Origin of the sequence: Ruegeria sp. HKCCD8929, from assembly GCF_013031405.1 — a bacterium.
Taxonomy (GTDB): Bacteria; Pseudomonadota; Alphaproteobacteria; order Rhodobacterales; family Rhodobacteraceae; genus Ruegeria.
This window is the reverse complement of the sequence record NZ_WPZY01000009.1, coordinates 1-13,700: the sequence shown is the minus strand read 5'-3', so window position 1 is coordinate 13,700 and position 13,700 is coordinate 1. Positions and strand designations below refer to the sequence as shown.

General features: G+C 58.1%; 14 protein-coding genes and 2 pseudogenes. 12 read left to right on the top strand and 4 right to left on the bottom strand.

What is annotated here, in order from left to right:
- Position 1: 1 nt before the first annotated feature.
- From GOX53_RS14815 to GOX53_RS14795, 5 genes and pseudogenes are all read left to right on the top strand, one after another.
- Positions 2-1,117 (top strand): Gfo/Idh/MocA family protein, encoded by a 1,116-nt coding sequence (locus GOX53_RS14815; RefSeq protein ID WP_171177648.1) that lies wholly within the window; start codon positions 2-4, stop codon positions 1,115-1,117.
- Between the two features lie 90 nt (positions 1,118-1,207).
- A complete protein-coding gene (locus tag GOX53_RS14810; RefSeq protein ID WP_171177646.1) occupies positions 1,208-2,266 on the top strand; it encodes a sugar phosphate isomerase/epimerase in 1,059 nt (352 codons plus the stop codon).
- Positions 2,266-3,429 (top strand): Gfo/Idh/MocA family protein, encoded by a 1,164-nt coding sequence (locus tag GOX53_RS14805; RefSeq protein WP_254446575.1) that lies wholly within the window; start codon positions 2,266-2,268, stop codon positions 3,427-3,429. The genes GOX53_RS14810 and GOX53_RS14805 overlap by 1 nt, the downstream gene beginning before the upstream one ends.
- Before the next feature lie 134 nt (positions 3,430-3,563).
- Positions 3,564-3,953 (top strand): annotated as a pseudogene (locus tag GOX53_RS14800) (tyrosine-type recombinase/integrase); the annotation flags it as partial.
- Positions 3,883-4,221, top strand: a pseudogene (locus GOX53_RS14795) (transposase); the annotation flags it as partial. The pseudogenes GOX53_RS14800 and GOX53_RS14795, both read left to right, overlap by 71 nt.
- 306 nt (positions 4,222-4,527) lie before the next feature.
- On the opposite strand, the gene GOX53_RS14790 reads toward GOX53_RS14795, so the two are convergent.
- Complete coding sequence (locus GOX53_RS14790; protein WP_171177644.1) at positions 4,528-5,064, bottom strand: helix-turn-helix domain-containing protein; 537 nt, start codon at positions 5,062-5,064, stop codon at positions 4,528-4,530.
- Positions 5,065-5,104: 40 nt separating this feature from the next.
- On the opposite strand from GOX53_RS14790, the gene GOX53_RS14785 reads away from it, so the two are divergent.
- The 3 genes from GOX53_RS14785 to GOX53_RS14775 all read left to right on the top strand — a co-directional run bounded on the left by GOX53_RS14785 (position 5,105) and on the right by GOX53_RS14775 (position 6,822).
- Positions 5,105-5,482 carry a VOC family protein gene (locus GOX53_RS14785; protein ID WP_171177642.1) on the top strand — a complete coding sequence of 126 codons (378 nt, stop codon included), beginning with the start codon at positions 5,105-5,107 and terminating at the stop codon, positions 5,480-5,482.
- A 104-nt stretch (positions 5,483-5,586) separates the two neighbouring features.
- On the top strand, positions 5,587-6,165 hold the full coding sequence (locus GOX53_RS14780) for a hypothetical protein (protein WP_171177640.1): 579 nt from the start codon (positions 5,587-5,589) through the stop codon (positions 6,163-6,165).
- 327 nt (positions 6,166-6,492) lie between these two features.
- Complete coding sequence (locus GOX53_RS14775; protein WP_171177638.1) at positions 6,493-6,822, top strand: GYD domain-containing protein; 330 nt, start codon at positions 6,493-6,495, stop codon at positions 6,820-6,822.
- 125 nt (positions 6,823-6,947) lie between these two features.
- Here GOX53_RS14775 and GOX53_RS14770 read toward each other — a convergent pair whose 3' ends face one another.
- On the bottom strand, positions 6,948-7,946 hold the full coding sequence (locus tag GOX53_RS14770; RefSeq protein ID WP_171177636.1) for a PIN domain-containing protein: 999 nt from the start codon (positions 7,944-7,946) through the stop codon (positions 6,948-6,950).
- Between the two features lie 285 nt (positions 7,947-8,231).
- Positions 8,232-8,609 (bottom strand): helix-turn-helix domain-containing protein, encoded by a 378-nt coding sequence (locus GOX53_RS14765; RefSeq protein ID WP_171177873.1) that lies wholly within the window; start codon positions 8,607-8,609, stop codon positions 8,232-8,234.
- 182 nt (positions 8,610-8,791) lie between these two features.
- Between GOX53_RS14765 and GOX53_RS14760 the strand changes: the two genes are divergently transcribed.
- Positions 8,792-9,562, top strand: coding sequence for a nuclear transport factor 2 family protein (locus GOX53_RS14760; RefSeq protein ID WP_171177635.1), 771 nt, complete (start codon positions 8,792-8,794; stop codon positions 9,560-9,562).
- A 223-nt stretch (positions 9,563-9,785) separates the two neighbouring features.
- On the opposite strand, the gene GOX53_RS14755 is transcribed toward GOX53_RS14760, so the two are convergent.
- Entirely contained in the window at positions 9,786-10,226 is a 441-nt protein-coding gene (locus GOX53_RS14755) for a DUF302 domain-containing protein (RefSeq protein ID WP_371810317.1), read from the bottom strand.
- A gap of 97 nt (positions 10,227-10,323) precedes the next feature.
- Between GOX53_RS14755 and GOX53_RS14750 the strand changes: the two genes are divergently transcribed.
- The 3 genes from GOX53_RS14750 (at position 10,324) to msrQ (ending at position 13,387) form a co-directional block, all read left to right on the top strand.
- The gene (locus GOX53_RS14750) at positions 10,324-11,811 is read left to right on the top strand and encodes an FMN-binding glutamate synthase family protein (RefSeq protein ID WP_171177633.1); all 1,488 of its coding nucleotides are present in this window, start codon (positions 10,324-10,326) and stop codon (positions 11,809-11,811) included.
- 75 nt (positions 11,812-11,886) lie between these two features.
- Complete coding sequence (msrP, locus tag GOX53_RS14745; protein ID WP_171177631.1) at positions 11,887-12,786, top strand: protein-methionine-sulfoxide reductase catalytic subunit MsrP; 900 nt, start codon at positions 11,887-11,889, stop codon at positions 12,784-12,786.
- A gap of 4 nt (positions 12,787-12,790) precedes the next feature.
- Complete coding sequence (gene msrQ, locus GOX53_RS14740) at positions 12,791-13,387, top strand: protein-methionine-sulfoxide reductase heme-binding subunit MsrQ (protein ID WP_171177630.1); 597 nt, start codon at positions 12,791-12,793, stop codon at positions 13,385-13,387.
- Positions 13,388-13,700 lie beyond the last annotated feature (313 nt).

Here is a 13,700-nt window from a genome sequence, read left to right as displayed (position 1 = left end):
CATGAACAAGCTCGGTATCGGCGTGATGGGCTGCGGCAATATCTCGGCGGCATACATGCGCCTTGCGCCGCTCTTCAAAGGGATCGAAATACGTGCCTGCGCTGACGTAAATGCGAAGGCCGCCCAAACCAGGGCCAGGGAATTCGGCCTCCGCGCGCAGGGCGTCGAAGATCTGTTGGCTGCCGACGATATTGACATCGTTGTGAACCTGACGGTTCCCTCCGCCCATTTCGAGGTGTCGAAACAGGCACTGAAGGCCGGAAAGCACGTCTATTCGGAAAAGCCATTTGTACTGAGCCTTCAGGAAGGGCTTGATCTGACCGCAATCGCCAAGGAACAAGGTCTGCGCATCGGCTCGGCACCGGATACGTTTCTGGGCGGCGCTCATCAATTGGCCCGTAAGTTGATCGATGATGGTGCAGTGGGCAAAGTGACATCCGGCACGTGTTTCGTGCAAAGCGCCGGCATGGAAATGTGGCACCCCCATCCTGATTTCTTCTTCAAGCCGGGTGGAGGTCCGGTCCTTGATTTGGGGCCGTATTACATCTCGAACCTTGTACAGCTCCTGGGATCCGTTCATCGGGTGGCGGCCATCACGTCCGCCGCAACCGAGTATCGCACCATCACATCCAAACCGCGGCGCGGAGAGAAGATAAAGGTGGAAACGCCGACCACCGTACACGCCCTTCTGTCATTCGAAACCGGCGCGCAGATCTTATACGGCACGTCTTGGGACGTGCAGCACCACGGGCACTCCAACATGGAGCTCTACGGTACCGAAGGTACGCTTTATGTGCCGGATCCGAATTTCTTCGGGGGAGAAGTGAAAGTCACCTCCGGCGGGAAGTTCGCTAAGGTTCCGAAGTGGGATCACCCGTTTGCACGGGTCAACGAAAGACCAAACGCCAATTACCGCGCCGCTGGTCTGGCCGACATGGCCAGCGCCATAATCGAAGAGCAAACACATCGCTGCAACAGTGTGTTTGCGTTGCATGTGGTCGAGGTGATGACCGCTATCCTTCGCTCCGGCGAAGAGGGGGCATTTATCGACATATCGACGCGATGCGATCGGCCGGCGCCGCTTTCTCCGGCAGAGGCAAGAGAGTTGCTGCAATGAAGGACGGGTATCGCCGCAATCGGAAAATCTAAAGGCCGCTGGCGCATAACACATGCGCCTGACAATCACGCACATGTCAAGGAGAGAATAATGCCGGGAAAAATCAAGGGGCCGGCGCTGTTTTTGGCGCAGTTCGCCGGAGATGAACCACCGTTTAACTCGCTGGAATCTATTGTCGGATGGGCCGCAGGTCTTGGTTACAAAGGGGTCCAGATACCCACATTTGATGCGCGTCTTTTCGATCTGGATAAAGCGGCTCAAAGCGACACTTATTGCCAGGAAGTCCAAGGGGTCTGCGCTGATGCCGGTGTCGAGATCACTGAGATTTCGACCCACCTGCAAGGCCAATTGGTGGCCGTGAACCCGGCCTATGACGTTGCCTTTGACGCCTTTGCGCCCAAATCCTTGCAGGGTAATTCGACCGCACGAACACAGTGGGCGACAGAGCAGCTGAAAAAGGCTGCCAAAGTCAGCCGCAGGCTTGGCCTGGATACTTCGGTGAGCTTCACAGGCTCGTTGGCCTTTCCGTTTCTCTATCCTTGGCCACAGCGGCCGGCGGGTCTGATCGACGAGGCATTTGCCGAACTGGCCCGGCGCTGGCGCCCAATCCTGGATGTTTACGAAGAGCACGGAGTGGATGTCGGATTTGAAATCCACCCGGGCGAAGACGTCTTTGACGGCGCCACATTCGAAATGTTCCTTGACGCGCTGGATCAACACAATCGCTGCCGGATCAACTATGACCCGTCGCATTTCCTGCTGCAGCAACTGGACTACCTGGCCTTCATCGACATCTACCATGAGCGTATCTGCGCCTTTCACGTCAAGGACGCCGAGTTCAATCCGGACGGACGCCAAGGGGTTTATTCAGGTTATCAGCCTTGGATTTCACGCGCGGGTCGTTTTCGCAGTTTGGGCGACGGTCAAGTGGATTTTGCCGGCATCTTTTCCCGCCTTGCCACCCATGGTTACGACAGCTGGGCAGTGCTGGAATGGGAATGCTGTCTCAAATCACCGGAACAAGGCGCTATCGAGGGGGCTCCGTTCATCTCCCGTCACATTATCGATGTGACCGACAAGGCGTTTGACGATTTCGCAGGCGGCGACACGGACGCTGGTCGGATCAAAGCCATGCTGGGGACTGCGTGATGAAGAAACTAAAGCTTGGCATGGTCGGTGGCGGTCAAGGGGCGTTCATCGGCGCGGTTCATCGGATGGCTGCCCGGCTTGACGGCCACTGGGAGTTGGTGGCCGGGGCGCTCAGTTCAGATCCCACGCGTGCCAGAACCTCGGCCGCCGAGTTGGGTCTGGCATCCGATCGCACATATACTGACTTCCAGGAGATGGCCCGCGCGGAAGCAGCACGCTCTGATGGAATTGACGCGGTGGCAATCGTGACGCCAAACCACATGCATGCTCCCGTCGCACTCGCATTTCTGAAGGCGGGCATTCACGTCATATGCGACAAGCCCTTGGCGGCCACGCTGGCTGAGGCGGAGACCATTGCGAAAGCGGTGGAAGACAGCGGCAAGCATCTGATCCTGACCCACAATTACACCGGCTATCCTCTGGTGCGACAGGCGCGTGAGATGGTGGCGCGCGGAGATTTGGGCAAAATTCGTGTGGTGCAAGTGGAGTATGCTCAGGACTGGCTGGCCGAACCCTTGGACAATAAACAAGCCGATTGGCGCACCGATCCAAAGCGCGCAGGCGCAGGCGGCTGCGTCGGAGACATTGGCACGCACGCCCTGAATCTGGCCCATTTTGTGACGGGTCTTGAAGTCAAAGAACTGTCTGCCGATCTCGATAAATTTGTCGAAGGCCGGCAACTGGATGACAACGTGCAGGTTCTTCTGCGCTTCAAAGGGGGCGCAAAGGGAATGCTCTGGGCATCTCAGGTCGCTGTAGGAGAAGAAAACGGGCTGCGCCTTCGCATCTATGGCGACAAGGGGGGGCTCGCCTGGCAACAGGAGAATCCAAATGCCATGACATTCACCCGTTTCGGACAACCAAAACAGATAATGACCAGAGGCGGTGCAGGAGCTACCAAAGGTGGCCTCCGCACGATCCGAGTGCCTCCCGGTCACCCCGAAGGATACATCGAAGGTTTCGCAACAATTTACTCGGAGGCAGCAGCGCTGATCCGAGAGGCCGGGGTCAATCCCCGTCGATCGCACTTAAACCAACTACCAGGGATCATGGATGGCCGCCTGGGGATGCAGTTTATTATGGCTTGCATCCGTTCTTCTATGGCTGACGCACGGTGGACGTCTCTGGAAACCTGTGGCGAAGTTCATCTGCCGAACTCCTGACGGATCCGCCCGTTCTAGTTGGAAAAATCAAGAACGGAGACATCCTTCAGGTTGTTCCACTCCCTTCGGTGCCGATTGCGCGCACTTGATCCAAACCGCTTGATCCCGTGCACGGGGAGTGGTGAGCGCATGGGGCTCCAGGCCTGCTCGGCTTGCAGCGCGAGTACTGTCCCGAAGCTCGGCCCGAGGGCTGGCTGTTCCCGGGTAAGCCGAAGAACAGCCCGATCCCGCCGTGCCAACTGAGCCGCACCTTCACGTCAGCCAAGAACATGGCAGGGATTAATAAGGTCGCGACACTGCACACCCTCCGGCAAAGCTTCGCGACGCATCTCCTGGAAGCCAACACCGATGGGCGCGTTACCCAGGTCCTGCTCGGCCACGCCAAGCTGGCAACCACGGCGCGATACACCCATGTCGCCACCAAGACGATCCACGACACCGTCAGTCCCTACGACATCCGACTATCTCGGTTTCGATCTGTTCATGGCAGGCAATCCGCCCACGCCGAGCGTCCTGCTGGCTGACCGTGGCTACGACGCCGACAGCATTCGCAAAACCATGAACAGCCGCGACGTGCTGCCGGTCATCCCCATGCGGAAATCACGCAAGAAACGTGTCGGTGTCCACCGGTGGCTCTATCGCCTTCACAACTTGGTGGAGCGCGGCTTCAACAAGCTGAAGAATGCCCGCCGTGTCGCCACCCGTTATCACAAGACCGCCGAAAGCTACCTTGGCTTCATCGACATCACATCAATCCGCCTCTGGCTGCGCCATTTGTTAAAAATGACTTAGCGAAAATGATGAATGGAAAATCCTGCGATTGGTGCTGTGTATTGTCACTCCACTGGCATATACCGTTGCTGCGATACGGTGGAGAGATTTCCCGCGCTTGTTGCTTAAACTAGGCTCAGAAAACCAGCATTCTCACCACGATGGTTTCAAGCATAGTGATTGGCACGACACAATGAAACTTGTGTGTTTCTAGCGATCCAAAGCGGTTATTCGGCGAATCCATCGAGTGGCAACTTTGCCTCGCATTGATAATCCACTAACCGGCTCTATCGAGACCTTTCGACCCGCGACGCCAAACGCACGCCCTCAAACCACCAAACCCAGTGCCGCCCCAATCTGCGCCCCGGTATTGGTCGCCTGATACAACGGGCGCGGTGGGTGCGACGATGTGTTGACGCGGCGCTGCAGCCAGTGTTGCGCCTGAAGATGCTGCAGGGATTGTGAAAGCGCGCGGTCGGTGATCGGCGGCAGCGCGGTCTTGATCTCGGAGAAATGCCTGGGCGCCTGACTGACCGCCAATATTGGAACCGTCCACGATCTGCGCAGCAGGGCGGTCTCGTCGGGCCGCGGCGCCAGCATTTCGATGCGCCGGGCAACCTGCGCGATCTGCGCACCAAGAGCCGTCAGCCGGTATTCCGGGCGCAGCGGATGGCCGTGGCCGGGGTTCCGCTCGATCAGCCCAAGGTCGACCAGATGTTTCAGGCTCTGGGAAAACGCTGTCCGGCTGGCTCCCGACGCGGACAACAACGGCGCCTGCCGGCCCGGAACACCGGCCTGCATCAGGGCAAGGATCTTCAGCGACCAGGCGCGAGAGGTAATCTTGACAACCAGATCAATGTCCATAAAGTATAGTTACTATATTTTAGGATCGAAGGGAAGTACCATGTCCGTTATCTCTCTGGAAAACACGATCACCATCGCCCTGTCCGTCCGCGACCGGCACGCCAGCGCCAAATGGTACTCCGAGAAACTGGGGTTCGATCTTCTCTACCATGCTGACGAGGCCGGATGGAGCGAACTGGAAACCAGGACCAGCGGCGTGACCCTCGGTCTGGGAGAGCAGGCCGAGCCCTCGCCGGGCAACATGGTTCCCGTCTTCGGCATCGCCGACATTCATGACGCGCGCCGCAAGCTCGAGGCCGAAGGCGTCCGGTTCGATGGCGACACCGACACGATCGAGGGCATGGTCAGCACCGCCACCTTCTATGACCCCGATGGCAACGCCCTGATGCTCGCGCAGGATCTGACCCAGGGCGGCTGAGCCCCGATGCCGGGCTGCACTTTGGCCCGGATCGTCATCTCTGCTTTGAGTTCTCGCCCGGCCTGCGTCTATGCTGTGTGCAGGAAACAGGCAGGTGCAGGCGGATGGGCAGTTCCGGGCCGGACATAGATGAGCTGAAAAACCTGATCGCACTGTCACGGCAGCGCGACCTGAGCTTTGGGTTCTGCCTGGGTAAAAAGGTCGAGACCTCGGTTCTGGTCATGCACCGCGACCGCGCGCCCGACGCCATGGCCCGCGAGGCGCGTCAACAGGGAGAGACCCCAAAGATCGCTTTCGGCACCGCGTCGACCAAGGGCAGGGTGCTCACCCTGACCTGCGCGAACCGGCCCCCGCCCAGACTGGCGCGCAAGGTCAAACGCTACCTGCACAGCCACGGCCTGAAGCTGCGGGTGCAACTGGCCGAGCCCGCCACACCCCATAAAGAGGCGCAACAACCACCGCCCGAATCCGAGGCCCCGCAAAAACCCCCGTCTTGGGAAGCGCTGCGCAAGGCGGTCGGACGGCTGGCCGACAGAAAAACTCGGCAAAACCCCGAGATCGGCGACAAGCTGACCACCGCGCTGGGGATCGCCGACCGCAAATCGCGCGACGGCGAAACCAAAGCCGCAGCCAAAGCCCTCCGCCAGATCGTCCGCGCCTTCGGCCTGTCCACAAAAGAGTAGGGCGGGCTTCAGCCCGCCACAGATCGCTGACAGCCCTCGTCTTTATTGCGGGGGTTTGCTTGCGATGCGGATAAATAATGCACGTTTTAGCATACGGCGCGTTTCGACACGGCCAGCAGAAACAGCCGCACCGCATCGGATCCAGCGCAACAGGAAAAACCGCATATGGCAGCACTGCGGACCATTGCTGCCATTCGAGTCGTGCGCTGGACAATCATACAATCGCCTGTTTGCCCCCAAGAGGGTTGCTCAGGCGAGAACCTGCGGCCATCTCTAGGAAACGTGTTATCGTTGGCAATTGTTGGAACAAGTTTCAGGGAGGAACAAATGCCGACTTTTATCGTTACCGGAAATTACACGGCCAAGGCGATCCAGGGTATGATTGCAAACCCATCGGATCGAGCCGCTGCCGTCAAACCGTTGGTCGAGGCCGCAGGCGGACAGATGCTGTCCTATTATGCAACGACGGGAGAGACCGATTTTTTGATGATCTGCGAGGCTGCTGACGGGGAAGATATTCTCCCTGCTCTGATGGTCGCGGGAGCATCAGGTACGGTGTCGAATTTGAAAACGGTTCGGGCTTACTCAAGCGCAGATTTCGCGACGGCGCAGCAGAAGGCTGGCGGGATAGCCGCCAAGTTCAAACCGGCTGGTTAGAGCGGTCACGCAGCTTCGAGAATTCGAAGTCCGTGCTTTTTTGCTCCCGAGGTCTGTTGAGCGGACAAAGCCACTTTTCATTCAGCAGACCGGAATGTCTGCCGCATAGCCCGAAGCGGACGCTGCTAAAACGGAATTTCATCGGGGATTGGGTCAGGCAATGCCTCCTTCGGCGTTAGCATGTCCTCCAATTTTTCTTTCGAGGCAGGCTTCATGGCGTCGCTGTACTTCCCCAAGATACCTTTGTAGAATTCCATGACGTCATCGTCGTCGATGATCCAACCGACTTGATTGTTTAACTCGGCAATGTTGACCAACTCTTCGACCTGATGAGCCGAGAAATCAGTGAACTTGCTCAGAGAGGCGATGACGGCGTGCGTCGTTGCGAACGAGCCAGATTGCGCCAGTTGTTCTACTAAAGAGGCAGTTTTAACGTCACTGGCGAGGTGAATATGCGGAAACTTGTCCTTCAGGAAGTCAGACAGCGACTTATAGAAATGAATTTTGGACGCCTTCTTCTCTTCCCATTCTTCGAGAAGGAATGCGTTTAGGGTGTCGCCATCAATGGGCGAACAGAAGTCTCCATCACCGGAGATAAACATGAGGTCCTCTTCGTCGGGTACACCGGCAAGTAGGGACTCCCAGTTGATTTCGTCCCCGAGTGTGACTTTCTTCTTGCCCGGCGGATTACCCAGTCGGAAGCGCTTGATAGCGGCATCAAAGAGCTTCTTCACTGGCTCAATGTTCTTGGACTTTCCAAGTAGATCTTCAATCAACACGTCGGCAGCAAGGCAGCGACCCTTCACATCGCTCATAGCCTTCTGGACCAACTCTGCATGCTTCTTATTCGCATCATTTATGCACGTGCGTAGCTCTTCGTATTCGTCATAGTGCTTACAAAATGCCGGGAACGAGAGCTTAAAGCTGGCTTTCCTGAAATCTCGCATAGCGTCAGATATCTTGGCGTCGCGGTTGCGCTTGACCTCTTCTCGGAGCTGGGGTGATGAGTACAATGCTATATCGCCGTTCTCGACTAGCGCTACGAGCTTCTTCAACTCCTCAATGTCGCCGCCGCTAAGGTGGTAAAAGTCCAAAAATATGTTGGCATCAATGAACAGGTTCATTCGTCAATCTCGTTTTTCTTTATTGCTGCGCTAGAGAAAATCATACTCCGTCGACGATACGGTCTTCAATTCTTGATTGATCTGCTTGAGGCCTCACTAAACTTCCCGATGTTCGCTCCTCTGCGCGTTGGCGTCTTTAGAAAACCTTGCAGCATTCGACACTTTGGGCTCACACCGGTCATCTGAGGGATTTGGTCGGGCTTATGGCGGGTCATGCGGCGTCAACGACGGCAGTGCGGACGTCGCCGACATTTGCTGCGATCAGCGCCAACGAAGGTATTGGCGTCACTTTGACTGCGACCGCTCGTACTCCATACGCGCCGTCTTCACGTGCTCCATTTGCTCGTGCGACCAGAAAACAAGCGGCTTCAGCAGTTCCAGCAGGCTGCGGCCCAATGGGGTCAGTTCGTAGGATACGGCAACCGGAGGGCCCGGATCGACGGTACGGGTCAGGTAGCCGTCGCGCTGCAGGCCGCGCAGGTTCTCGGTCAGCACGCGCTGCGTCACATCTCCGATGCAGCGTTTGATCTCTCCAAACCGTTTGGGTTCGTCTTCCAGCGCCAGAATGATGATCATCCGCCACTTACCCGTGACATTGGACAGAACGGAACGAATGGAGCAGTTCGATGCTTCCGCTTTACTGTTGACACCTACAGGTAGCATTGAAACCTCTGGTTCATTTTTCATACTAGAGACGATCATAGTACCATATCTTCCTGATTCAAGCACCTGAATTTCAACGCGGTATCCTCGACACAACCACGTTCCTAACAAGTGCGTAATTGCAATGTGGTGCAGATTTAATACCAACTATTGCCATAACGCGAATCGAAAGGAATCACATCATGACCCCCAAAGAACTGGTCCTTGCCCTGTTCACCGCAGCCTTCGTCGAGCACGACCCCGAGGCCGCGGGCCAACTGGTGACGCCCGACTACATCCAGCATAATCCGCAGGTCCCCACCGGCGCTGAAGGTCTGTTGGGGCTCATACCGCTGGTCGAACAATCCGGCATGACGGTGACAACGCACCGGGTGATCGCCGAGGGCGATCTGGTGGTGCTCCACAACACTTATGAAAATGCCGATGCCTTTGGCGCATCGTCACTTGCCGCATTCGATGTCTTCCGGGTCAAGGACGGCAAAGTCGCCGAACATTGGGACAATCTGCAGCCGGTTCCGGACACCACCGTATCCGGTCGCGGAATGACAGACGGCGCCACGGAAATCACCGACCTGGATCAGTCCCAGGCCAACAAAGAGCTTGTCCTTGGTTTTGTTCGCGACGTGCTGGCCGGGGCGGCCCCGGAAAATGTCGCCAATTACATGGATCCCGAGGTCTACATGCAGCACAACCCGATGATCGACGATGGTCTGGACGGGCTCATGGCAGCGGTTGAATCCTTTGCCGCGCAGGGTCAGGTCATCACCAAATTCGAACCCCAATTCGCGGTGGCCGAGGGGAATTTCGTCTTCGTCGCGACCGATGCAATCATGGGTGGCCAACCCTGGGCCTTTTTTGGCCTCTGGCGCGTCGAAGACGGCAAGATCGTTGAGCATTGGGATGTCGTTTCGCCGATCCCCGAAGAAATGGCGCACGAAAACGGAAAGTTCTGACACCTTCCGCAACACGGCTCGGTGGGCAGCTCTCCGATGGCGGCCCGCCGACCGACACAGCCATTTGCGGTCTCGCGACGCAGTTGCAAGTTGGACTCCAGGGCGTCATCCAAGAATGGTCGGAACCCACCTGAACTTTGCCCTCAAACCGCAACTCGCACCACCAAACCCTTTGTACAATTCGAAAGATCGCCCCTTCAAACCCTGTACAATCCGGAAGAATTCACTCGCCCGCCGCTTCCCGGGCGATCTCGTCGAGCAGCGCCTGAACCTCCTGCATCGGTCCCTCCGGATAGCCGCGATAGCCCACGATCACCTCTCCGGGTCGGTCCGCCAACTCTGCAACGAAGACGTCATAGGGGCAGAACATGATGTTCATCGGGTCTGCCTCCATCACCTTGCGCGACAGTGACGCCGAGCAGAACGAGTAGACATTCGCGTTTGAAAACAGTACCTTGTCTGAGCCCACATCGGCCCGCGTCCGCTCCAGCATCTCGCCCACATGGGCCACATGCTCGATCCGCAGCCCCCGGTCCAGAATGGCGCTTTCGACTCCAAAGGTAACGTCGTCGAAACTCTCGGAGGTCGTGTAGCTCACCATATCTTGTGCCGTCACGGAAGAAGCCCACAAAATAAGCGCCAAACTCACCAAAATCTGTTTCAAATTTCTTCTCCCTTTGTGAACACCCGTGGGTTGCGCAGGTGGCCGTTCCCGCCCAGTCTGGCCCCAACGCGCCAGATTAACATATCGGAGTTTTCGCATGGGTTTTGCGATGAATGCAATCGAGGCCATGGCTTTCCTCTTCGTCAGCCTCATCGGCCTTGTCGCCCTGACCGCTCTGGTCTTCTTCTTCATCGACCGGTTCCAGACCAGCGATGCGATCCGCCGCAACTATCCGGTGATCGGGAGATTCCGCCATATTTTCAGCGAGTTGGGAGAGTTCTTCCGGCAGTATTTCTTTGCCATGGACCGTGAGGAACTGCCCTTTAACCGCGCCCAGCGGGACTGGGTCGGACGGGCCTCGGACGGCAAGGGGAACACCGTCGCCTTCGGCTCGACCCGCAACCTGAATGTCCCCGGCACCGCGATCTTCGTGAATGCGCCCTTTCCGCCGCTCGATGATCAGGCCGCCAAAACCGAGCCGCTGATGATCGGCCCCACCGCCCGCCAACCCTTTATGGCGCCGTCCTTTTTCAACATTTCCGGCATGAGCTACGGCGCCATTTCGAAACCCGCCGTGCAGGCTCTGAGCCGCGGCGCGAAAGAGGCAGGCGTATGGCTGAACACCGGCGAAGGCGGCCTCAGCCCCTTCCACCTCGAAGGCGGCTGCGACATCGTCTTTCAGATCGGCACCGCCAAATACGGCGTCCGCGATACCGACGGCAATCTGAGTGATGAAAAACTGCGCGAGATCGCCGCGCATGAGACGGTGCGCATGTTCGAAATCAAGCTGTCGCAAGGCGCAAAACCCGGCAAGGGCGGCATCCTGCCGGCCGAAAAGATCACCAACGAAATCGCCACGATAAGGGGCATCCATCGGGGTAAGGACAGCCAGTCCCCGAACCGGCACCATGAGGTCAAAAGCTTTGATGACCTTCTGAACATGATCACGCGCGTGCGCGACGTGACCGGAAAACCCGTTGGAATCAAGACGGTCGTCGGCTCGGAAGAAGTCATGCGCGACCTGTTCCAGACCATTCAGGAACGCGGCGCCGACTGTGCCCCTGACTTCATCACCATCGATGGCGGCGAGGGCGGCACTGGCGCCGCGCCGATGCCGCTCATCGATCTGGTCGGCATGTCGGTGCGCGAGGCGCTGCCTCTGGTTGCCAATCTGCGCGATGAACACGGGCTCAAGGATCGGATTCGCGTGATTTCCAGCGGCAAGCTGATCAACCCCAGCGACGTGGCTTGGGCACTGGCGGCGGGGGCGGATTTCATCACCTCCGCCAGGGGGTTCATGTTTGCGTTGGGCTGCATTCAGGCGCTGAAATGCAACCGCAACACCTGCCCGACTGGCATCACCACCCATAATCCTCGTTTCCAGAAGGGGCTGGTGGTCAAGCATAAATACCAACGCGTCGCCCGTTATGCGCGCGAAATGATCCACGAGGTCGAGACCATTGCCCACTCCGTCGGCGTCCCCGAGCCGCGCCAGATGCGGCGGCGGCATGTGCGGATCATGCAGGCCAATGGACGGTCGGTGCCGATGAATGAGATTCTGCCAAGTTACAATCCGATAGCCTGATTGTGAGAGCATTTGCTTTGGCTTTGCCTGTATGCAGGGCTAAGTCGATTGCGACTGAAATGACCGGAGACCCCAATGGCCCATCGCTGGACGAATGACCTGACCCACGCCGACGCGACCCCCGAGGCCGCCTTTCTCAACCGGCGGCACTTCATGGCCGGGGCGATGGGTCTAGGACTGGCCGCGATGGCCCGCCCCGTGGCCGCCGAAGAACTGGAGCTGAACAGTTGGGAAGAGATCACCAACTACAACAACTATTATGAGTTCGGCACCCGCAAGGAGGATCCGGCGAAATATGCCCACAGGCTCACCACCGAACCGTGGAGCGTCAAGATCGATGGTCTGGTGGAGCGACCGGGCGATTACGACTTCAAGGACATCCTGTCCGAGATGACCATCGAGGAACGCATCTATCGCTTCCGCTGTGTCGAAGCCTGGTCGATGGTGGTGCCGTGGAACGGGTTTGAACTGGCCGACCTGCTGAACATGGCAGGCGTCAAGGAAGGGGCGAAATACGTGGCCTTCGAAACCCTCTACCGGCCCGAGGAAATGCCCGGCACGCAATTCCCGGTGCTGCAATGGCCCTATCGTGAGGGGCTGCGGCTGGACGAGGCGATGCACCCGCTGACGCTGATGGCCACTGGCATCTATGGCAAGCCGATCCCGAACCAGAACGGCGCGCCGCTGCGTCTGGTGGTGCCGTGGAAATACGGGTTCAAGTCGATCAAGTCGATCGTCCGCATCACGCTGACCGACAAGGAGCCGCCGACAAGCTGGAACATGGCCAATGCGGGCGAGTATGGCTTTTATAGCAATGTGAACCCGAACGTGGATCATCCCCGCTGGTCGCAGACCAGCGAGCGGCGTCTGGGCGGCGGATTGTTCGCCAAGCGCCAGCCGACGCTGATGTTCAACGGGTATGAAAAAGAGGTCGCGGGTCTATACGAAGGCATGGACCTGTCGAAATACTATTAATCCCATGAGCAACGTGAACTCGATACTCCGCCGTGTGCCGGTCTGGCTGATCTATCTGATCGGAGCTCTGCCCGCGCCCTGGCTGTTCTATCTGGGCATGACCGGCGGTCTCGGGGTCGAACCGGTCAAGGCGCTTGAGCACGAGCTGGGCGAGTTGGCGCTGCAACTGCTGATCCTGGGGCTGGCAGTGACGCCGCTGCGGCGGCTCGCGGGGCTCAACCTGATGAAGTTCCGGCGCGCTATCGGGGTTCTGACCTTTTCTTATGTGGCGCTGCATCTGCTGGTCTGGTTGGTGCTGGACGTGCAGATCCTCAGCCAGATCTGGGCGGATATCCTCAAGCGGCCCTACATTACAATCGGCATGACCGGTTTCGCGCTGCTGCTGCCGCTGGCGGTGACGTCGAACAACTGGTCGGTGCGCAAGCTGGGGCCGCGCTGGCGGTCGCTGCACAAGCTGGTTTATCCGGCGGCGGTTCTGGGCGGGCTGCACTATGTGATGCTGGCTAAGGGGTTCCAGCTTGAACCGCTCGTGTATCTCGCGGTCATCCTCGGGTTGTTGGCCCTGCGCCTGCCGTTGCCTCGCCGCAAACTGGCGGCTTGATCCAGCCAGGATTCGAGGCCGAGTCGCCGCTTCAGGTCAGCGAGTCTGTAGGTAACTTTGTGAGTTTCTGCCGCTGTGCCGGGGATTCTGTGGTTGAGGCGTATGAGAGTTGTCTGCCCGGATGCGGTTTCAGCCGAATTTCGCCGTTCCAGTGGCGCATAACTCACTGAATAAGAACAGCAAACCAATATTCCTCCAAGTTTTTCCGTTTTTTTATGTGAAATGGGGGTTGCGGGTATTTGAGGTGTTCCGTAAATAGCCCTTCACCGGCGCTTGAGGGTTGCTGGTGACGGGCCGGAGAGACGGTTGTGAC

What these genes read in the sequence shown, in the direction of transcription:
- GOX53_RS14815 (WP_171177648.1), top strand. Translation starts at nt 2, where the DNA reads ATGAACAAGCTCGGTATCGGCGTGATGGGCTGCGGCAATATCTCGGCG.
- GOX53_RS14810 (WP_171177646.1), top strand. Translation starts at nt 1,208, where the DNA reads ATGCCGGGAAAAATCAAGGGGCCGGCGCTGTTTTTGGCGCAGTTCGCC.
- GOX53_RS14805 (WP_254446575.1), top strand. Translation starts at nt 2,266, where the DNA reads ATGAAGAAACTAAAGCTTGGCATGGTCGGTGGCGGTCAAGGGGCGTTC.
- GOX53_RS14790 (WP_171177644.1), bottom strand. Translation starts at nt 5,064, where the DNA reads ATGGACATTGATCTGGTTGTCAAGATTACCTCTCGCGCCTGGTCGCTG.
- GOX53_RS14785 (WP_171177642.1), top strand. Translation starts at nt 5,105, where the DNA reads ATGTCCGTTATCTCTCTGGAAAACACGATCACCATCGCCCTGTCCGTC.
- GOX53_RS14780 (WP_171177640.1), top strand. Translation starts at nt 5,587, where the DNA reads ATGGGCAGTTCCGGGCCGGACATAGATGAGCTGAAAAACCTGATCGCA.
- GOX53_RS14775 (WP_171177638.1), top strand. Translation starts at nt 6,493, where the DNA reads ATGCCGACTTTTATCGTTACCGGAAATTACACGGCCAAGGCGATCCAG.
- GOX53_RS14770 (WP_171177636.1), bottom strand. Translation starts at nt 7,946, where the DNA reads ATGAACCTGTTCATTGATGCCAACATATTTTTGGACTTTTACCACCTT.
- GOX53_RS14765 (WP_171177873.1), bottom strand. Translation starts at nt 8,609, where the DNA reads ATGCTACCTGTAGGTGTCAACAGTAAAGCGGAAGCATCGAACTGCTCC.
- GOX53_RS14760 (WP_171177635.1), top strand. Translation starts at nt 8,792, where the DNA reads ATGACCCCCAAAGAACTGGTCCTTGCCCTGTTCACCGCAGCCTTCGTC.
- GOX53_RS14750 (WP_171177633.1), top strand. Translation starts at nt 10,324, where the DNA reads ATGGGTTTTGCGATGAATGCAATCGAGGCCATGGCTTTCCTCTTCGTC.
- msrP (WP_171177631.1), top strand. Translation starts at nt 11,887, where the DNA reads ATGGCCCATCGCTGGACGAATGACCTGACCCACGCCGACGCGACCCCC.
- msrQ (WP_171177630.1), top strand. Translation starts at nt 12,791, where the DNA reads ATGAGCAACGTGAACTCGATACTCCGCCGTGTGCCGGTCTGGCTGATC.